This is a genomic window from Enterocloster citroniae, from assembly GCF_040545455.1.
In the GTDB taxonomy this organism is placed as follows: domain Bacteria; phylum Bacillota; class Clostridia; order Lachnospirales; family Lachnospiraceae; genus Enterocloster; species Enterocloster citroniae.
Genome location: NZ_JBEPLZ010000001.1, coordinates 248,382 through 267,203, shown reverse-complemented (window position 1 = coordinate 267,203; position 18,822 = coordinate 248,382). Strand labels below are relative to the sequence as shown.

The window sequence follows — 18,822 nt, the reverse complement described above, 5'->3', positions numbered from 1 at the left end:
GTAAAAAAAGATATGAGGTTTCCATGCAGACCATAACAAAGTACACAGTGACAGAGCAGATGGAATATCAGGGCACGCCTGTGGTAAACTGCCGGATCTATTATCCCGGGTTTACCAGCACCTGCAGCCGGGAGGCGGCATCCATCAGCGGATTCTACCGATCCATGGCGGAGGAGAAAAGGAGGCACTGTCAAGACAGCCTGTATCCCCAGGCGGTAACGGATTACCAGTACGGCAAAAGCAATGGGTATCCCTTTTTTTCCTATGAGTTTATCATGGGGTATCAGGTGACCTACAACCATGACTGTATTGTCAGCCTGTATTTGGACCAGTATGAATTCACGGGAGGAGCCCACGGAATGACGGTGCGTACATCCCAGACCTGGGATTTTGAAACAGGCAGGCAGCTGCGTCTGGGGGACTTCTTTATGGACGATCCCGGATATGTGGAAGCGATCCAAAACTGGATCGAATACGAGATCGCCCAGCGGCTGAAGGCTGATCCATCCACCTATTTTGACAATTACCCTGAATTGCTGCGAAGCACCTTCCAGGCGGAGAACTTCTATCTCACACCCCAGGGGATCGTGCTTTACTACCAGCACTATGATATTGCTCCCTATTCCAGCGGGCTTCCCCAATTTCTTCTGCCTTTTGGGGAAATGGAGCAAAAGGCGGCTGACGGGACAGAGGATCATTAAATTCGGTCAGCCAAATAGAAATATGGGTGAAACAGAAATATAAACAAAACAGAAATATATACAAAACAGAAATATATACAAAACAGAAATATATACAAAACGGAAATATGAGCGATAGAGAAAACAGCGCCGGGATGGGGATCCGGGCGCTGTTTTGGATGCAGTTTTAAATTTGGCGAGAACCGCCTAAAATCTCTTTTACATACAGAGGGAGATGGGACAGGGGACTGCGTCTCACCGCTCCTGTAATGTGTTTTTCCGATATAAGATCAATAATCCCTTGAGCAAAAGGGCATCGTCCACAATGATCTTATGGCGGCAGAGCGGGGTGATGAATTTGGCCAGTCCGCCGGTGGCGATCACTGTGGGCTCTTCTCCAAGTTCCGCTTCCATGCGGTCCAAAATGCCATCGATCATATCCACATTGCCGTACACGATCCCGGATCTCATACAGTCAATGGTATTCTTGCCAATGACGTGGCCGGGGACCTCCAGGCTGATATAGGGCAGCTGCGCTGTCTTGCTGCTCAGGGAATTTAAGGATACCTTAAGTCCGGGAAGGATGACTCCTCCGATGTAATTTCCCTTCTTGTCCACGGTGCACAGAGTGGTGGCGGTACCCATATCGATGACGATAAGAGGCAGGGGATGTTCATGGCTGGCGGCCACGGCATCTACGATCTGGTCGCTTCCCACTGTCTTTGGGTTGTCCATGATAATATTCATGCCGGTCTTCATGCCGGAGCCCACAAGAAGGGGAAGGATCCCGGTCACTTTTTCCACAGCGCTTAAAATAGTGGAATTAAGGGGAGGGACCACGGAGGAGAGAATGGCTCCCTCAATGGTGGAAATATCGATCTGGTGCATTTCCAAAATGTTCTTAAAACTCACAGCGTATTCTGTATCGGTCCGTCCCTGATCCGTGGTGACCCGCTCGATAAAATATGTTTTTTCTTCGTCTATGCCGCCGATCACGGTGTTTGTATTGCCCATATCAATGGCTAAAATCATTGGGGGGAACTCCTTTCCATTGGAAAAAATATGTGATATACTTTATCATGGATTGTAACATAGAAAAACGGGAAAGACAACCAGAGGATCGCATGGAGGATGATATGTTAAAAGGAAAGACCGTTCTTCTTGGAGTGACAGGAAGTATAGCAGCTTATAAGATTGCCGGCCTGGCAAGCATGCTGGTAAAGCAGGGGGCAAAGGTGCATGTGCTCATGACAGAGAATGCCACTAATTTCATCAACCCCATTACATTTGAAAGTCTCACAGGGAACAAATGCCTGGTGGACACATTTGACCGCAACTTTGAGTTCAGCGTGGAGCACGTGGCCCTGGCAAAACAGGCGGACGTGGTGATGGTGGCCCCGGCTTCCGCCAATGTCATTGGCAAGATCGCCCACGGCATTGCGGACGATATGCTGACTACCACGATCATGGCGTGCAGGTGCAGAAAGATCATAGCCCCTGCCATGAATACCAATATGTATGAGAACCCTATTCTCCAGGATAACCTGGAGATCTGCCGCGGGTATGGGATGGAGGTTATCGACCCGGCCTGCGGTTATCTGGCCTGCGGGGATATCGGAGCCGGAAAGATGCCGGAGCCGGAGGTGTTATACCAATATATCCTGCGGGAGGCAGGCTATCCAAAGGACCTGGCAGGGAAGAAGATCCTTGTGACAGCCGGTCCCACCAGGGAGGCCATGGATCCGGTGCGCTACATTACCAACCATTCCACCGGCAAGATGGGATATGCCATTGCCCGGGTTGCGGCGTACCGCGGCGCCCAGGTCACCCTGGTAAGCGGTCCCGTGGACATGGCGCCGCCCCTGTTTGCAGATGTGGTGGCAGTGGAGAGCGCCAGACAGATGTTTGAGGCGGTCACTTCACGCAGCCGGGAACAGGATATTATTATCAAGGCAGCTGCAGTGGCTGATTACAGGCCGGCCTCGGTGGGAACTGAGAAAATAAAGAAAAAGGACAGCGATCTTTCCATTGCCCTGGAGCGCACGGACGATATCCTTGGCTGGCTGGGCAGCCACCGCAGGGAAGGGCAGTTTTTGTGCGGATTTTCCATGGAAACCCAGAATATGCTGGAAAACTCAAGGGCAAAGCTTAAGAAAAAGCATATTGACATGATCGTTGCCAATAACCTGAAGGTGGAGGGCGCGGGATTCGGCACGGATACCAATTTGGTCACGATCATCACAGAGAAGATGGAAAAGGAGCTTCCCATGATGTCCAAGGAGGAAGTGGCGGATTCCCTTCTCAGTGAGATCTGCGGCTGAAGCGTATTGCCATGGGATGTGAGAGGATAAGCCTTGACTTATGGTCATATTCATAATAAAATAAAAAATTAGACTTAAAAAGTGCATTGGAACAAATACTAAAAAATGGAGGACAAAAACTTGTCAAAGATAGATGACCAGTTGGCAGAAGAGATTAAAAAGCGGAGGACATTTGCAATCATATCCCATCCCGATGCAGGTAAGACCACATTGACTGAGAAGTTCCTGCTTTACGGGGGCGCCATTAACCTGGCCGGAACCGTAAAGGGCCGCAAGGCAGCCAAGCACGCGGTGTCTGACTGGATGGAGATTGAGAAGGAGAGAGGTATCTCCGTTACTTCGTCAGCCATGCAGTTTAATTATGAAGGATTCTGTATCAATATCCTGGATACACCGGGACACCAGGACTTCTCCGAGGATACCTACCGTACCCTGATGGCGGCTGACTCGGCCGTCATGGTGATCGATGGCTCCAAAGGTGTGGAGGCACAGACCATTAAGCTGTTTAAGGTATGCGTTATGCGCCATATCCCCATCTTTACCTTTATCAACAAATTTGACCGTGAGGCCAGGGATCCCTACGAGCTGATGGACGAGATTGAAAATGTGCTGGGCATCCGCACCTGTCCCGTGAACTGGCCCATAGGATGCGGGAAGAGCTTTAAAGGGGTTTACGACCGCTTTACGAAAAAGATAACCACCTTTACCGCTGCCATGGGCGGGGCAAAGGAAGTGGAGAGCCAGGAATATGATTTGGATGAGGCTGATCTGGACAGTATCATCGGGCACGACTATCACCAGCAGCTTACTGACGATATCGAGCTTTTGGACGGGGCCAGCGATGAACTGGACATGGACCGGGTGCAGCGGGGAAACCTGTCGCCTGTGTTCTTTGGTTCAGCTTTGACGAATTTCGGTGTGGAGACATTCCTGGAGCATTTCCTTAAGATGACCACCACGCCTCTTTCAAGAAAGACGCTGGACGGGGAGATCGACCCCTTCCGCCCGGATTTTTCCGCTTTTGTGTTTAAGATCCAGGCCAACATGAACAAGGCCCACAGGGACAGGATTGCTTTCATGCGCATCTGTTCCGGTAAATTTGAGGCCGGCATGGAGGTGAACCATGTGCAGGGGGGGAAGAAGATCCGTCTGACCCAGCCCCAGCAGCTTATGGCCCAGGACCGTAAGATCGTGGAGGAGGCGTATGCGGGGGATATCATTGGCGTGTTTGATCCCGGTATCTTTTCCATCGGGGATACGCTGTGCGTCTCCAATGAAAAGTTTGAGTTTGAGGGGATCCCCACCTTTGCGCCCGAGCACTTTGCCAGGGTGCGCCAGGTGGATACCATGAAGCGCAAGCAGTTTATTAAGGGTGTGAACCAGATCGCCCAGGAGGGCGCTATCCAGATCTTCCAGGAATTTAATTCAGGGATGGAGGAGATCATTGTGGGGGTGGTTGGCGTGCTGCAGTTTGAAGTGCTGACATACCGCCTCCAGAATGAGTATAATGTGGAGGTTATTCTGGAGAAACTTCCCTTTGAGCATATCCGCTGGGTGGAGAATCCGGAGGAGGTGGATGTGGCCCGGATCCAGGGAACATCCGATATGAAGCGAATCAAGGATCTTAAGGACAATCCGCTGCTTTTGTTCATTAACAGCTGGAGCGTGGGAATGGTCCTGGACCGCAACCCCAACCTGAGGCTCAGTGAATTTGGCAAGGCATAATGAAACAGGGAAATGTAAGGAGGTAATGACATGAGTAAAATTGATGTTGTAAGGGCAGCCATGGTGGAGGCCATGAAGGCAAAGGACAAGGCAAGGAAGGATTCCCTTTCCATGCTGTTATCCGCCCTTAAGAACGCACAGATAGATAAGAGGGAGCCTTTGACCGAGGCGGAGGAAGACGCGATCGTGAAAAAGGAGATCAAGCAGACCCAGGAGACCTATGACCTGGCTCCGGCCGACCGTGAGGATATCCGCCGGGATGCCGCCGCAAGGCTTGCTGTGTACAGGGAATTTGCGCCGGAGGACATGAGTGTGGAGCAGATCAAAGAAGTCATAGCTTCCGTTCTGGAGGAACTGGGGCTGGCATCCCCCACAGCAAAGGATAAAGGGGCCATCATGAAGGTGCTGATGCCAAGGGTAAAGGGCAAGGCCGATGGAAAAGTGGTCAATGAGACATTGGCATCCATGTTGAATTAGAGAAAAGGAGTTCTTAAAATGGATTATAGAAAAGAGATTGAAGGATTTATTGACAGCCACAGGGAAGATATGATAGAGGATATCTGCAGGCTCTGCAGGATCAACAGCGAGAAGATGCCTTATACGGAAGGAAAACCTTACGGTGAGGGAACCTTTGAGGCCCTCCAGGCAGCCCTTTCCATGGCTGAGGGCTATGGATTTTCCATTACCAATTATGATAATTACGTGGGAACCGCTGATCTCAATGACAAGGAAAGCCAGCTGGATATCCTGGCCCATCTGGATGTAGTGCCTGCCGGCGAGGGATGGACAGAGACATCGGCCTATGAGCCGGTTGTTAAGGACGGAAAGCTGTTTGGACGCGGCACTGCGGATGATAAGGGCCCGGCAGTGGCAGCCCTCTATGCCATGAGGGCGGTGAAGGAGCTGGGGATCCCCCTGAATAAGAACGTCCGCCTGATCCTGGGAACGGATGAGGAGTGCGGAAGCTCTGATATAGCCTATTACTATGACAAGGAAAAGGAAGCTCCCATGACATTTTCACCAGATGCGGAATTTCCTGTGATCAACATTGAAAAAGGGCGCCTGGAGGGACATTTCCATGCTGAGTTTAAGGCTTCCGAGGCAGTGCCCAGACTTGTGAAGGTGGAGGCCGGCATCAAGGCCAACGTAGTGCCGGGCAAGGCCAAGGCAACGGTGGAGGGAATCGATCTGGCAACCCTGGAGACACTGGCGGAGGAGATGAAGGCGGAGACAGGTATTTCCTTTGGCTTTGAAGGCAGCTTCCCTGTATTCCGTATCACTGCCCAGGGAGAGGGCGCCCATGCCTCCACTCCCCAGGAGGGAAAGAATGCCCTCACCGGACTTCTGTTATACCTGACGCGTCTGCCCCTGGCAGAATGCGGGCAGATGGACGCTGTCAAAGCGCTTGTGGAGCTGTTTCCTCACGGAGACACCTGCGGAAAGGCTGCCGGGATCGCCATGGGGGATGAACTGTCCGGAGCCCTTACCCTTGCGTTCAGTATGCTGACTGTTTCATCAGACAGTCTGGAAGGCATATTTGACAGCCGCTGCCCCATCTGCTCCAATGAGGATAATGTACTCAGGACAGTGAAGAAAAACATGGCAGACAAGGGCGTGACACTGGAGAATGAGACCATGGTGCCTCCTCACCATGTGGATGGAAACTCCCGCTTTGTAAAAACGCTGCTGGCCTGCTACGAGGAGTACACAGGACTTCAGGGAAGCTGTGAATCCACTGGCGGCGGTACCTATGTGCATCACCTGAAGAACGGCGTTGCCTTTGGAGCGGCCCTTCCGGATACGGATAACAGGATGCACGGCGCGGATGAATTCGCGGTGGTGGATGAGCTGGTGGTCAGCGCCAAGATATTTGCTCAGGCAATCGTGGAGCTGTGCCGCTGACCTGGTATCAGATGATAAAATAGGGAACCCCTGTCCTGCCGGAGGCGGCAGGACAGGGGTCCGGGATCGGCAGGCAGAGGTCCCGGGATCGGCAGGCAGAGGTCCCGGGATCGGACAATGCAGCGGTTTAACCGCAGATTGTTATGCCGGATTGTTATGCCAGTAAGCTGGCATGGGAGGAAGGGTATGAAAAGGATCAGGATTATGGCGGCCGTTTTGGCAATTGCCATGGCTGCGGCCGCGTCTTCAGGATGCGGTGCGGACAGCAAAGATGGCGGAGACCGGACCACGGCCCAGCCTGCAAAACAGCAGGAGCCATCGGAGGAAACCACAACAGGATCTGCACAGGATGCAGAGCAGGATGAGGGGAAAGACGACAGCGCTAAAGCGTCCGGGGAAACATACAGGAAGATTCCTGATCCGGTTGTCAAGGACGGGGATAAGATCCTTTTTGTGGGAAACAGCCATACATATACCAATGATCTTCCGGGTATGTTCTTTGAGATGGCGCAGGCCGGGGGGCATGGGGTGGATGTGTATGACCTGACGGAGGGGTCCTATACGCTCCAGCGCTTTTCAGACCCGGAAGATGAACTGGGCGAGATCCTTACTGATGCGCTGCAAAGTGAACCATGGGATTTTGTGGTCCTTCAGGAGAACACCAATGCGGCTGTTGCTTTCAATGCAAAAAAGGATATGTACCCCTATGCGCGGAAACTGGACGAGATGATCAAGGCCGCAGGAGGCCAGACCGCATTTCTCATGACCTGGGCACCGGAGGAAGGCGCAGGTGCCTTTTCCAGGGAAATGGTGCAGGGACAGCTGGCAGCCGGATACAGGACCATTGCAGAGGAGCTGGACGCGCTGCTGATCCCCGGAGGGGAAGTATTTGCCAAAGCCTTGGAGCAGGATGAGGAACTGCAGCTCTGGGGGGAGGATGGTCAGCATCCTTCCGTGGAGGGGACGTATCTGGCAGCATGTACGGCCTATGCTTTGTTATTCCAGGAGACGCCTGTGGGAAATCCATATCTGGCCGATCTGGATCAGGACAAGGCTCAGGAACTTCAGGGCATGGCACAGGCATTTATACTGGATCAGGATTAGATCAGAGCAGGATCAGAGCAGGATCAGACTGCAAAAAAGTCTTGACAAATACCATTGGGTGATGTATCTTCTTAACTAAGACAATTCCTAGTTGATCTATAGAGAATAAATACAGGAGGATCTTATGAATCAGTTCAAAGCCATGCAGATGAATATGGATATGATGAACGGCATGTACATGATGATGTGCTGTGTATCCGCATGGGCAAAAAACTGAATGTAAGTACCAACTGTATGGATTGTGATGAATTTAGATTGAGTTGCTTTGGGAGAGAATCTTTCAGGCCGCAAGTCCTTGCAGGACGTGCGGCCCTTTTTATATCATAGAAAATTCCTCTGAAAATCCCTATGATACAAATAACGCTCCGCGGGGATTGCGCTGCGGCGGAAGGGAAGATGTTGCTGAAGCGACCCGCCGCAGGCGGAGAATCCCGCGGGCAGGATTCTTTGTTTTATTCAGGGGCTCCGGCAAAATCATATCATGGGGATCGCCCGGCGCCCGACCCAACTTGCCAAGGCGGATTAAATACTGGAATAACAGAAGAAAGGAACAAAAGCCATGGAAGATAACAAAGAAAATGCCATCATACGTCTGGAGGGACTGGGAAAACAGTTTCAGACGTCCGGCGGCCCGGTGACAGCGCTGGAGGATATTAATCTGGAGATCCGCAGCGGAGAGGTTTTTGGTATTATCGGATTGTCAGGGGCAGGCAAAAGCACCCTGGTGCGCTGCATTAATTATCTTGAGGTGCCCACTTCAGGCAAGGTGATCTTTGAGGGAAAGAACCTGTCGGCCATGAAGGACAGGGAGAAGCGGCTGGCCAGGCGGTCCATGGGAATGATATTCCAGCAGTTTAACCTCCTGGCGCAGAGGAATGTGCTCCAGAATGTGTGCTTCCCCCTGGAAATTGCCGGGACAGCCAAAGGTGAGGCGAAAAAACGGGCGGAGGAACTGCTGCGCCTGGTGGGCCTTGAGGACAGGATGAAGGCGTATCCGGCCCAGCTGTCCGGCGGGCAGAAGCAGAGGGTGGCTATTGCAAGGGCCATGGCCACCAATCCAAAGGTACTTCTCTGTGATGAGGCCACCAGCGCCCTGGACCCCAATACCACCAAGTCCATACTGGAACTTCTGAAGAAGATAAACAAGGAGATGGGGATCACCGTCATTGTGATCACCCATGAGATGGCTGTTATCGAAGCGATCTGTGACAGGGTGGCTATTATTGATCACAGCCATATTGCAGAGGTGGGAAAGGTGTCTGAAATTTTTTCAGGTCCCAAATCTGATATCGGCCGTCAGCTGATCCTGGGGGATGTGACAGCCCAGAGGACCAGCTTTGGAACCTCCAGGCAGATCCGTATCATATTTGACGGAAGGGAGTCCTCGGAGCCTGTGATCGCGAACATGGTGCTGGCCTGTAAGGTGCCGGTGAATATCATGCACGCGGACACAAGGGATATCGAGGGCAAGGCCATGGGACAGATGATCATCCAGCTGCCCGAGGACGATACGGATGCGGGCAGGATATGCAATTATTTAAAGACAGCCAATGTGGCGTTTGAGGAGGTGCGGTGAGATGCAGTTTGATTCAACAACCATGCAGATGCTTATAAAAGGGATCGGGGAAACACTTTATATGGTGTTCCTGTCCTCCGCTCTTTCTTATGTGATCGGCATTCCGCTGGGAATTGCCCTGGTGGTTACGGACAAGGACGGCATCAGTCCGGTTCCCCTGTTTAATAAAGTCCTGGGACTGGTGATCAATGTACTCAGATCCATTCCCTTCATTATCCTGCTGATCATGGTGATCCCTATTACGAGAATGATTGTGGGCAAGATCATTGGCTGCAACGCCACGGTGGTGCCTCTTGTCATTGCCGCGGCCCCTTACATCGGCCGTATGGTGGAATCCTCCTTAAAGGAAGTGGATGCCGGAGTTATAGAGGCGGCCAAATCCATGGGGGCTTCCACCTGGCAGATCATCGTGAAGGTGCTGCTGCCTGAGGCAAAGCCCTCCCTGCTGGTAGGGGCAGCCATTTCCGTCACAACGATCCTGGGCTATTCCGCCATGGCCGGTTTTACAGGCGGAGGCGGTTTGGGTGACATTGCGATCCGTTACGGTTACCACCGCTATCAGACAGATATGATGATGGTTACCGTAGTGCTTCTGATCATTATTGTACAGCTGATCCAGGAAGTGTTCATGAGAATGTCCAGAAGGGGCGATAAGAGGGTCCGCTGATCGAGAGCCTGTTTGATCAGGACGGCAACCGGCGGAACCGGTAAGACGGAACCGGTAAGACGGAGCCAATGAGGCAGTACCGGTAAAGCGGAACAGATAAGACAGAAACGATAAATCTCCCGGGGCTTTCCTGATGTGATAAGGATATCGCAAAAAAAGGAGGGCTCCGGCTGATGATAAAACAGCCCGTCATGGGTAAAAAATAAGGGGTAAACCCTGAAACGAGGAGGAAAACATTATGAAGAAGAGAGTATTAGGAGCAGCTATTCTGGCCGCAGCGCTGGCCGCAGGAGCACTGACAGCCTGCTCTGGCAGCGGGAAGGAGACAACCGCAGATACCACAGCAGCCCCAACCACGGCAGAGGATACCACTGCGGCAGGTGCTGAGGCAGAAACCACAGCCGCTGAAACTGAGGCAGCAGAAACCACGGCCGCCGGAGAAATGAAGAAGATTATTGTAGGCGCAAGCCCGGCTCCCCATGCTGAGATCTTAAACGCTGCCAAGGAAGTCCTGGCATCAAAGGGCTATGAGCTGGACATTGTGGAGTACACAGACTATGTGCTGCCAAATAACGCCCTGGATTCAGGAGATCTGGATGCCAACTATTTCCAGCATAAGCCATATCTGGATTCCTTTAATGAGCAGAACGGCACCAAACTGGTAAGTGCAGGAGCCATCCACTATGAGCCTTTTGGGATCTATGCAGGAAAGACGAGCTCCCTGGATGAGTTAAAGGATAAAGCAACCGTTCTGGTTCCCAATGATGTGAGCAATGAGGCAAGGGCTTTGCTGCTTCTGGAAGCACAGGGACTGATCAAGTTAAAAGAAGGCGTGGGTCTGGAAGCCACCAGAAACGACATTGTTGAGAATCCCAAGAATCTGGATATCGTAGAGCTGGAAGCCGCACAGCTTCCACGTTCCCTTCCTGACTGCGACATTGCGGTCATCAACGGAAACTATGCCATTGAGGCAGGACTTAAGGTGAGCGATGCCCTTGCGGCAGAGGACTCCGAATCCCTGGCAGCAACCACCTATGGAAACATTGTGGCTGTAAGGGAAGGCGATGAGACTACAGACGCTACCAAGGCGCTGGTAGAGGCACTGACCAGCCCGGAGGTAAAGCAATTTATGGAAGAAAAATATGAGGGTGCCGTAGTTCCCCTGTTCTAAAGGAACAGATAAAAGAGAAGACAATTACAAGACGCAGTCCGCCGGGGCAGGTTTCCGGCGGATTGTATTTTTTTGTAAGTTATGGTATACTTTTCACGTATGCTTTGACCAAAGGACACATGCCAGAGAAAGGGGACAATACATGGACAACGAACATGATCATGCCAATTATGCAGGGGAAGGCGGCCCCGGCTTGAATAGAACAGATAACGGGAACAACTCAGAGGAACCGGTTGGAGCGTCCAGGCAGCCGGAATGCCCGGCAGAACCCCAGGACAGTTCCTGGAGCCAGGCACCCGCCTCATCTTCAGTAACAGATACATGGATCCAGCCAGGGGCAGCGGACCAGCATGACGCGTGGAACCATGGAGGGGATGCCGATTCCTACGGGACTGATTCCGGCAGCCGCCAAGAAGGGCGCTGCCAGCCGGGTGCCCTGGACCAGGGAACCCATAATATGGGAACCCAGAAGGGGAGCAGCCGGAATATAAGCGGCCCAAACCCCATCAGCCAGAATCCCAACAGCCAGAACCCCATCAGCCAGAACGGGACCGGACCGAATCAGGGAGAACCGGTCTATAAGACAGCGCCTCCATCCTATTCAGGACAGCAGGAGCCGGTGCATCAGGGCGCGGGGCGGCACCAGGACCCAGGCCAGGTGCAGGATCCAGGTCAGCTGCAGGTTCCGGATCAGCGGGGGCCGGTATGTCAGCAGGGACCAGGATATCAGAAGGGACCAGGATATCAGCAGGGGTATCAGGGGGATGGGCAGAATCAGTACCAGACCCAATATCAGACCCAATATCAGACCCAGTACCGGAAACCCGCTGAGGATAAGAACGGCATGGCCATCACTTCACTGGTCATGGGAATCCTGGCCCTGGTCACATGCTGCTGCAACTGGATTGCCATAGTGTTTGGAATTCTCGGAATCATATTTGCCATTATGTCAAAGGGGGAGAATGGGCTGAGCGCACAGGCAAAGGCTGGACTGATCCTTTCTATTGTGGGCGTTGTTATAAATATCATCATGCTTATTCTTGTCATTGCAATGCAGGTGATCGGCCTGGTCCCGGAGTTGTTACCGTAGTTTTTGGAGTGCTGTTTTTCCCTGTCCAATTTAAATTTCCGGATAGGGAAAGGCAGTGACAAAGTCTAAATGGGTTCAGGGCTGCATATATAAGTAGTAAGAAGCAGCCGGAGGTTACGACTACGCGGATCTATGATTTAAAGCAAAAGGAAGTAATCAATGTAAAGACCTGCAAACGCCTGGGGTTTGTGGGGGATGTGGATTTTGATATGGAGACAGGGTGCCTGCTGGCTCTGATCGTGCCCGGCCCGGGCTGTATCTGCGGTTTTCTTGGAAGGGAAAAGGAGTATATCATTCCCTTCTGTGACATCTGCCAGGTGGGCAATGACATTATTCTGGTGGATATAAAAGAAAAAGAAGTGACGGAGAACATAAAATGCTGATCAGGACACACGGCTTTGCGTCTGACAAAAAATTATAATCCAAACGGAGGAGTGGCCGGCAGGGTATACCCTGCCGGCCGGTTTGTGAGAAAAAGTTGTATGAAAAGCATTAGCTTTTTTACATTTTTTACAATACAGGAAAAATGTGATGATTCTATGTGCTGTTTGTGAAAAAAATGTGAAATCCCCCCCGGCTAATCCGTGATCCATCGCGGCGCTGACATCAAAACCATCCGGGTAGAGGATTCGCAACTGCTCAGCCCGTGAGCCCTCTGTGCATGGTCTCCAGAATCATCTTTAACTCCGTCACATCAATCTGTCCCGGAGCGGAGGCGTCCCCCACGGAGCCAAAGGTCAGACAGGATCCGAATATTTCCCCGCTTAACCGGCTGACCAGCCCGGTGCCCTTCATGGACATGGAGATAACAGGGCAGGAGAGGGTGCGAAAAGCTTGTTCCGTGGCTGATAAAAGCGTGAGCACATCCGCCGGGGAGTTTGGCATGACTGCGATCTTTGCAATGTCCGCGCCAAGGGCTTCCATGTGTTTCAGGCGGTTTAAGATCTCCTCTTTATCCGGTGTGGCGCTGAAGTCATGGCTGGACAGGATGACCCTGATCCCGTTTCGGTGGGCCAGATCCGTCAATTCCCGGACGATCCCATCTCCTGTAAACAGCTCCACATCCACTATGTCGATGAACCCCGAACCAATGGCCCGGCGCAGCAGCTCGCAGTAGGCGTCCGCGGAGGCGGGCAGATTACCTCCCTCCTTATGGGTGCGGAAGGTAAAGAGAAGGGGAATGCCCTTAAGGGCATCTGTGAGGCCGGGAAGGGGCTCCAGGGAGGTGTCGGGGCTTAGGATCCCCTCATACCAGTCAGCCCTCCACTCTGCCACATCAATGGGAAGAGAAGGAAAGCGCGCGGCTTCCTTAATAAGGACCTCATAGCCGGTGGCGACCAGGGGAGCGCATATTTTTGGGATCCCTTCCCCGAAAACAATATTTTTAACCTTGAGAGTATTCATGTGGAATCAGCCTTTCTGTACATTTGGTTTATTTATGGGTCTTATTATAAGGCGGGACATGGGATTCGTCCAGACACTTGCGAAAATAAATACAAAGTCCTTGCGATTCAAACCTTATTCGGTTAAAATATATGAAGCACTTAAGCCGTGAATGAAGGAAAGGACGTATAAAAAGATGAAATGCCCATATTGCAATGAACAGGATACAAAGGTCATTGATTCCAGGCCTGCGGATGACAACAGTTCCATCCGCAGGCGCCGACAGTGTGAGAGCTGCGGAAAGCGGTTCACAACCTATGAGAAGCTGGAGACCATGCCGCTTATGGTGATCAAGAAGGACGATTCCAGGGAGACATATGACCGCTCCAAGATTGAGGCCGGAATCATCCATTCCTGCCATAAGCGCCCTGTATCAACACAGCAGATCAACACTGTGATCGATGAGATCGAGAACCAGATTTTTAACATGGAGGAAAAGGAGGTCCCCACCTCTGTCATCGGTGAACTGGTGATGGAGAAGCTGAAGATGCTGGATGAGGTGGCCTATGTGAGGTTTGCTTCCGTGTACAGGGAGTTTAAGGATGTGAACACGTTTATTGATGAGATTGGAAAGCTGCTTAAGAAATAAGCGGATGAAAGAAAGGATCAATGTAAATTATGCTGGAAATGTTTTACCCCAGGCGGTACGAGGTATCGGCCTATGTGATTCCCTATGACCACTATCACGCCAATGGGATCCGGGGCGCCATATTTGATATCGACAACACCCTGGCAAACCATGATGCACCGGCGGATGACCAGGCCGTGGAGTTGTTTGAACACCTTCATCAGATCGGCATGAACACATGCCTGCTGTCCAATAATAAGGAACCCAGGGTCAAACACTTTGCGGACAAGGTGGGATCAGCTTATATACACAAGGCAGGGAAACCAAAGCGGGACGGCTATGAGCGGGCCATGGAGCGGATGGGCACGGATCGGGAGACGACTATCTTTGTGGGGGACCAGCTTTTTACAGATGTATACGGCGCCAACAGGGCCGGTATCTACAGTATTTTGGTAAAACCCATGAATCCGAAGGAGGAGATACAGATCGTCCTGAAGCGGTATCTGGAAAAACCGGTACTGTATTTTTATAAAAGACAATGCCGCAGGAAGGCATGAGAAGAAGGATTAGGGAGCGAGACAGCAAAATGGACGGAAAGACAAGAGTGTGCGGACTCATAGCCAACCCGGTGGAGCATTCCATGTCACCGCTGATGCATAACTTTTATGCCCGGCGGACAGGGGTGAACCTGGCCTATGTGCCCTTTAAAGTGGAAAATGAGCAGGTGGGGGACGCGGTAAAAGGTGCCTTTGCCCTGAATATCCTGGGAATGAACGTGACCGTGCCCCATAAACAAAGGGTCATGGAATTCCTGACAGACATAGATGGGGACGCCAAAGCCATTGGTGCGGTCAACACACTGGTGCGGACGGAACATGGCTATAAGGGATATAATACGGATGCCGCCGGCCTGACTCGTGCCCTTTTGGGGGCCGGGATCCATGTGGGCGGGGAGAGGTGTATCCTGATAGGCGCAGGAGGCGCGGCCAAGGCTGCCGCCTATGTGCTGGCCAAAGAGGGAGCAGCATCCATTTACATCATGAACCGCAATCTGGACAGGGCCCAGGAGCTGGCTGAGTACATCAACCGGCTTGTGGGACGGAACCTTGCGTCCGCTCTGCCCCTGGATGGTTATGAATCCATTCCCCAGGAAAAGGGCAGATATCTGGCGATCCAGTCCACCAGCGTGGGTATGCACCCCCATGTGGAGGATGTGATCGTAGAGGACAGGTACTTTTATGAGCTGATCCATACAGGCGTGGATATCGTGTACACACCGGCCAGGACCAGGTTTATGGAACTGGTGGAGGGGGCAGGCGGAAAGGCTGTCAACGGATTGGACATGCTGCTGTACCAGGGTATTATTGCCTATGAACTTTGGAATCCCCAGGTCAGGGTGGATGAGGAGACTATCTCCATGGCAAGGCAGCTGATCCAGGACCATCTGTCCATGTCACAGGCAAAGCATAACCTGATCCTGATTGGGTTTATGGGAGCCGGAAAGACCAGTGTGGGCGACTGCTATGCCAGGGAGTACGGCCTTCCTATCATTGATACGGACCAGAGGATCGAGGCAGCGGCCGGTATGGCCATTTCCAAGATCTTTGCCACCCAGGGGGAGGAGGCTTTCCGCAGGCTTGAGACAGGCGTGCTGGAGGAATTGCTGGCCCATACGGACCACTCCATCATCTCTGTGGGAGGCGGGCTTCCTTTGCGGGAGGAGAACAGGATCCTTCTTAAAAAACTGGGCTGCGTGGTGTATCTGGATGTTTCTCCAGAGACTGTGATGGACAGGATTGGAAGGGATGTATCCGACAGGCCCATGCTTCAGGGCGGGGATGTGGAATCAAGGATCCGCGGCCTGCTGGCAATGCGCCGCCCGGTCTATCTGGAAGCATCCCATGTGATCGTGGATGTAAACGGACGCAGCGTGGAGGAAATTGTGGAAGAGATACATTGCAGGGCCGGAATTTAACTGTATTTTGGAGAAATTTGCACTGCCGGGAAAAAAAACCTTGAAAATGCTGTCTACATAGTATAGAATATAAAAGATTAAAGTCTTACCTGGCGCTTTCGCGGCGCCGTGAACGAACTCAAGGAGGAATATCTTTATGATATCAGCAGGTGATTTTAGAAATGGCGTTACACTGGAAATTGATGGACAGGTTGTTCAGATCATGGAATTCCAGCATGTTAAGCCTGGCAAGGGCGCTGCCTTCGTGCGTACCAAACTTAGAAACGTAATTAACGGAGGCGTTGTAGAGCGCACTTTCCGTCCGACTGAAAAATTCCCACAGGCCAGGATTGACAGAGTAGATATGCAGTACCTTTACGCTGACGGCGACCTGTTTAACTTCATGAACCAGGAAACATATGATCAGGTTGCCCTGAATCATGATATTATCGGCGATGCCCTGAAGTTTGTTAAGGAGAACGAAGTATGTAAGGTTTGTTCTTACAACGGCAATGTGTTCTCTGTGGAGCCTCCCCTGTTTGTAGAGCTGGAGATCACTGAGACAGAGCCGGGCTTTAAGGGTGACACGGCTCAGGGAGCCAACAAGCCTGCAACCGTAGAAACCGGTGCTACCGTATATGTACCTTTATTTGTGGAGATCGGCGACAAGATTAAGATTGATACAAGGACCGGCGAGTATCTTTCACGTGTATAATGATCTGTAAAAAAGAGCTTATGAATTGCTCCGGCGTCAGCCGGGGCACTTTTAGCTTTCCCGGAAGGAATTGTTATAGCAAAGGAGAACGCATACTGTGAAGAAAATTCTGGATATGATGGAGCAGGAGCTGAAGCAGGCATTTGCAGCCTGCGGGTATGAGGAGAAATTCGCCAAGGTCGTATTATCCAACCGCCCGGACCTGTGCGAGTACCAGTGTAACGGAGCCATGGCAGCTGCCAAGGCATATAAGAAGAAACCCATCGACATAGCTTCGGCTGTGGTGGAAAAGCTGACCGGAGAGGGCGGCCATCCTGTATTCAAGGAGGCGGTGGCTGTTATGCCCGGCTTTATCAATCTGAAGCTGTCGGAGCAGTTCCTGTCCGGCTATGTGAATGGAATGGCTGCCGGTGATAAACTGGGGCTGGAAGCGCCGGAACGCCCTGAGACCGTAATGGTGGATTACGGAGGGGCCAATGTGGCAAAGCCGCTTCATGTGGGCCATCTGAGGGCTGCCATTATCGGTGAGAGCATCAAGCGCATGGGACGGTTCCTGGGCCATAAGATGATCGGTGATGTGCATCTGGGAGACTGGGGGCTGCAGATGGGGCTGATCATTGAGGAATTGAGGGACAGAAAACCGGAGCTGGTGTATTTTGACCAGACATACACAGGGGAATTCCCCTCCCAGGCTCCCTTTACCATCAGTGAATTGGAAGAGATTTATCCTGCGGCCAGCGCAAAGTCCAAGGAGGATGAGGCGTTTAAGGAAAGAGCCCATGAGGCGACCTTAAAGCTTCAGAAGGGATATCCGCCCTATAGGGCTATCTGGCAGCATATCATGGCTGTTTCAGTGGAGGACCTTAAAAAGAATTACTCCAACCTGAATGTGGAGTTTGACCTGTGGAAGGGCGAAAGTGATGCCGAGCCTTATATCGGGGATATGATCCAAATGCTCATTGACAAGGGACTGGCCTATGAGAGCCAGGGGGCCCTGGTGGTGGATGTGGCTGAGGAGAGCGATTCCAAGGAGATCCCCCCCTGTCTGATCCGCAAGTCGGACGGAGCATCCCTGTACGCCACCTCAGACCTGGCTACCATTGTGGAACGGGAGCAGGATTTCCATCCGGACCGGTATATCTATGTGGTGGATAAGCGTCAGGGCATGCACTTTGAGCAGGTATTCAGGGTGGCAAAGAAAGCCGGGATCGTGGCTCAGGATACGCCCATGATATTCCTTGGATTTGGCACCATGAACGGCAAGGATGGAAAGCCGTTTAAGACACGGGAAGGCGGAGTCATGCGCCTGGAGAAGCTGATCGATGAGATCGATGACGCTGTGTATGCCAGGATCATGGAGAACAGGACCGTGTCCCGGGAGGAAGCCAGGACGACCTCTAAGATCGTGGGTCTGGCTGCCTTAAAGTATGGGGATCTGTCCAACCAGGCGGGCAAGGATTATGTGTTTGATACGGAGCGGTTTACTTCCTTTGAGGGGAATACAGGACCTTATATTCTGTACACCATTGTACGTATCAAGTCCATTCTTTCCAAGTACAGGGACAATGGCGGCTCAGTCAGTGAGCAAGCGCTGGAAAAGCATATTCTTCCTCCGTGCGGAGAGTCGGAAAAGGCTCTGATGCTTATGCTGTCCAAATACAACGAGGTGCTGGAAAACAGCTTTGCAGAGACAGCGCCCCACAAAATCTGTCAGTACATCTACGAGCTGGCAAATGCGTTTAACAGCTTTTATCACGATACCAAGATCCTGTCAGAGGAGGATGAGGCCAGGAAGGACAGCTATATCGGCCTGATCACCCTCACCAAACGGGTACTGGAAACCTGCATCGGACTGCTGGGAATTGAGGCGCCGGACCGCATGTAGATGACCGCCGAAAGGGAGCAT

General features: G+C 52.0%; 18 protein-coding genes. 16 read left to right on the top strand and 2 right to left on the bottom strand.

Going from position 1 to position 18,822, the window contains the following annotated elements; genetic code table 11:
- Positions 1-23: 23 nt before the first annotated feature.
- Positions 24-701 (top strand): DUF3298 and DUF4163 domain-containing protein, encoded by a 678-nt coding sequence (locus ABID13_RS01190; RefSeq protein ID WP_048930687.1) that lies wholly within the window; start codon positions 24-26, stop codon positions 699-701.
- A gap of 234 nt (positions 702-935) precedes the next feature.
- Here ABID13_RS01190 and ABID13_RS01185 read toward each other — a convergent pair whose 3' ends face one another.
- Positions 936-1,712: a type III pantothenate kinase gene (locus tag ABID13_RS01185; RefSeq protein ID WP_007863681.1), complete on the bottom strand. Its 777-nt coding sequence runs from the start codon at positions 1,710-1,712 to the stop codon at positions 936-938.
- Between the two features lie 104 nt (positions 1,713-1,816).
- On the opposite strand from ABID13_RS01185, the gene coaBC reads away from it, so the two are divergent.
- The 10 genes from coaBC to ABID13_RS01135 all read left to right on the top strand — a co-directional run bounded on the left by coaBC (position 1,817) and on the right by ABID13_RS01135 (position 12,619).
- Positions 1,817-3,001, top strand: a complete 1,185-nt coding sequence (gene coaBC, locus ABID13_RS01180) for a bifunctional phosphopantothenoylcysteine decarboxylase/phosphopantothenate--cysteine ligase CoaBC (protein WP_048930688.1) — start codon at positions 1,817-1,819, stop codon at positions 2,999-3,001.
- Between the two features lie 120 nt (positions 3,002-3,121).
- The gene (locus ABID13_RS01175) at positions 3,122-4,726 is read left to right on the top strand and encodes a peptide chain release factor 3 (protein WP_007863688.1); all 1,605 of its coding nucleotides are present in this window, start codon (positions 3,122-3,124) and stop codon (positions 4,724-4,726) included.
- A 30-nt stretch (positions 4,727-4,756) separates the two neighbouring features.
- On the top strand, positions 4,757-5,203 hold the full coding sequence (locus ABID13_RS01170) for a GatB/YqeY domain-containing protein (RefSeq protein ID WP_007863690.1): 447 nt from the start codon (positions 4,757-4,759) through the stop codon (positions 5,201-5,203).
- Positions 5,204-5,221: 18 nt separating this feature from the next.
- Complete coding sequence (gene pepV, locus ABID13_RS01165; RefSeq protein ID WP_048930609.1) at positions 5,222-6,628, top strand: dipeptidase PepV; 1,407 nt, start codon at positions 5,222-5,224, stop codon at positions 6,626-6,628.
- Between the two features lie 186 nt (positions 6,629-6,814).
- The gene (locus ABID13_RS01160; protein ID WP_007863693.1) at positions 6,815-7,732 is read left to right on the top strand and encodes an SGNH/GDSL hydrolase family protein; all 918 of its coding nucleotides are present in this window, start codon (positions 6,815-6,817) and stop codon (positions 7,730-7,732) included.
- Between the two features lie 559 nt (positions 7,733-8,291).
- Positions 8,292-9,308, top strand: coding sequence for a methionine ABC transporter ATP-binding protein (locus tag ABID13_RS01155; RefSeq protein ID WP_007863697.1), 1,017 nt, complete (start codon positions 8,292-8,294; stop codon positions 9,306-9,308).
- Between the two features lies 1 nt (position 9,309).
- A complete protein-coding gene (locus ABID13_RS01150) occupies positions 9,310-9,975 on the top strand; it encodes a methionine ABC transporter permease (RefSeq protein ID WP_048930610.1) in 666 nt (221 codons plus the stop codon).
- 238 nt (positions 9,976-10,213) lie between these two features.
- Positions 10,214-11,146: a MetQ/NlpA family ABC transporter substrate-binding protein gene (locus ABID13_RS01145; protein WP_045093359.1), complete on the top strand. Its 933-nt coding sequence runs from the start codon at positions 10,214-10,216 to the stop codon at positions 11,144-11,146.
- A 142-nt stretch (positions 11,147-11,288) separates the two neighbouring features.
- A complete protein-coding gene (locus ABID13_RS01140) occupies positions 11,289-12,236 on the top strand; it encodes a hypothetical protein (RefSeq protein ID WP_048930611.1) in 948 nt (315 codons plus the stop codon).
- Between the two features lie 89 nt (positions 12,237-12,325).
- Positions 12,326-12,619, top strand: coding sequence for a PRC-barrel domain-containing protein (locus ABID13_RS01135; RefSeq protein ID WP_045093357.1), 294 nt, complete (start codon positions 12,326-12,328; stop codon positions 12,617-12,619).
- Positions 12,620-12,875: 256 nt separating this feature from the next.
- Here ABID13_RS01135 and aroD read toward each other — a convergent pair whose 3' ends face one another.
- Positions 12,876-13,640, bottom strand: coding sequence for a type I 3-dehydroquinate dehydratase (aroD, locus tag ABID13_RS01130; RefSeq protein WP_048930612.1), 765 nt, complete (start codon positions 13,638-13,640; stop codon positions 12,876-12,878).
- Positions 13,641-13,815: 175 nt separating this feature from the next.
- Between aroD and nrdR the strand changes: the two genes are divergently transcribed.
- From nrdR to argS, 5 genes are all read left to right on the top strand, one after another.
- A complete protein-coding gene (nrdR, locus tag ABID13_RS01125; protein ID WP_007863704.1) occupies positions 13,816-14,268 on the top strand; it encodes a transcriptional regulator NrdR in 453 nt (150 codons plus the stop codon).
- Between the two features lie 29 nt (positions 14,269-14,297).
- Positions 14,298-14,804 (top strand): YqeG family HAD IIIA-type phosphatase, encoded by a 507-nt coding sequence (locus ABID13_RS01120; RefSeq protein ID WP_048930613.1) that lies wholly within the window; start codon positions 14,298-14,300, stop codon positions 14,802-14,804.
- A 29-nt stretch (positions 14,805-14,833) separates the two neighbouring features.
- A complete protein-coding gene (gene aroE / locus ABID13_RS01115) occupies positions 14,834-16,222 on the top strand; it encodes a shikimate dehydrogenase (RefSeq protein ID WP_048930614.1) in 1,389 nt (462 codons plus the stop codon).
- 136 nt (positions 16,223-16,358) lie between these two features.
- Positions 16,359-16,916: an elongation factor P gene (efp, locus tag ABID13_RS01110; protein ID WP_007863707.1), complete on the top strand. Its 558-nt coding sequence runs from the start codon at positions 16,359-16,361 to the stop codon at positions 16,914-16,916.
- 97 nt (positions 16,917-17,013) lie between these two features.
- Complete coding sequence (argS, locus tag ABID13_RS01105; RefSeq protein ID WP_007863708.1) at positions 17,014-18,801, top strand: arginine--tRNA ligase; 1,788 nt, start codon at positions 17,014-17,016, stop codon at positions 18,799-18,801.
- The last annotated feature ends 21 nt before the right edge of the window (positions 18,802-18,822 follow it).

Excerpts from the sequence above, each read along its gene's own strand:
- ABID13_RS01190 (WP_048930687.1), top strand. The coding sequence starts at position 24 with ATGCAGACCATAACAAAGTACACAGTGACAGAGCAGATGGAATATCAG.
- ABID13_RS01185 (WP_007863681.1), bottom strand. The coding sequence starts at position 1,712 with ATGATTTTAGCCATTGATATGGGCAATACAAACACCGTGATCGGCGGC.
- coaBC (WP_048930688.1), top strand. The coding sequence starts at position 1,817 with ATGTTAAAAGGAAAGACCGTTCTTCTTGGAGTGACAGGAAGTATAGCA.
- ABID13_RS01170 (WP_007863690.1), top strand. The coding sequence starts at position 4,757 with ATGAGTAAAATTGATGTTGTAAGGGCAGCCATGGTGGAGGCCATGAAG.
- pepV (WP_048930609.1), top strand. The coding sequence starts at position 5,222 with ATGGATTATAGAAAAGAGATTGAAGGATTTATTGACAGCCACAGGGAA.
- ABID13_RS01160 (WP_007863693.1), top strand. The coding sequence starts at position 6,815 with ATGAAAAGGATCAGGATTATGGCGGCCGTTTTGGCAATTGCCATGGCT.
- ABID13_RS01155 (WP_007863697.1), top strand. The coding sequence starts at position 8,292 with ATGGAAGATAACAAAGAAAATGCCATCATACGTCTGGAGGGACTGGGA.
- ABID13_RS01150 (WP_048930610.1), top strand. The coding sequence starts at position 9,310 with ATGCAGTTTGATTCAACAACCATGCAGATGCTTATAAAAGGGATCGGG.
- ABID13_RS01145 (WP_045093359.1), top strand. The coding sequence starts at position 10,214 with ATGAAGAAGAGAGTATTAGGAGCAGCTATTCTGGCCGCAGCGCTGGCC.
- ABID13_RS01140 (WP_048930611.1), top strand. The coding sequence starts at position 11,289 with ATGGACAACGAACATGATCATGCCAATTATGCAGGGGAAGGCGGCCCC.
- aroD (WP_048930612.1), bottom strand. The coding sequence starts at position 13,640 with ATGAATACTCTCAAGGTTAAAAATATTGTTTTCGGGGAAGGGATCCCA.
- nrdR (WP_007863704.1), top strand. The coding sequence starts at position 13,816 with ATGAAATGCCCATATTGCAATGAACAGGATACAAAGGTCATTGATTCC.
- ABID13_RS01120 (WP_048930613.1), top strand. The coding sequence starts at position 14,298 with ATGCTGGAAATGTTTTACCCCAGGCGGTACGAGGTATCGGCCTATGTG.
- aroE (WP_048930614.1), top strand. The coding sequence starts at position 14,834 with ATGGACGGAAAGACAAGAGTGTGCGGACTCATAGCCAACCCGGTGGAG.
- efp (WP_007863707.1), top strand. The coding sequence starts at position 16,359 with ATGATATCAGCAGGTGATTTTAGAAATGGCGTTACACTGGAAATTGAT.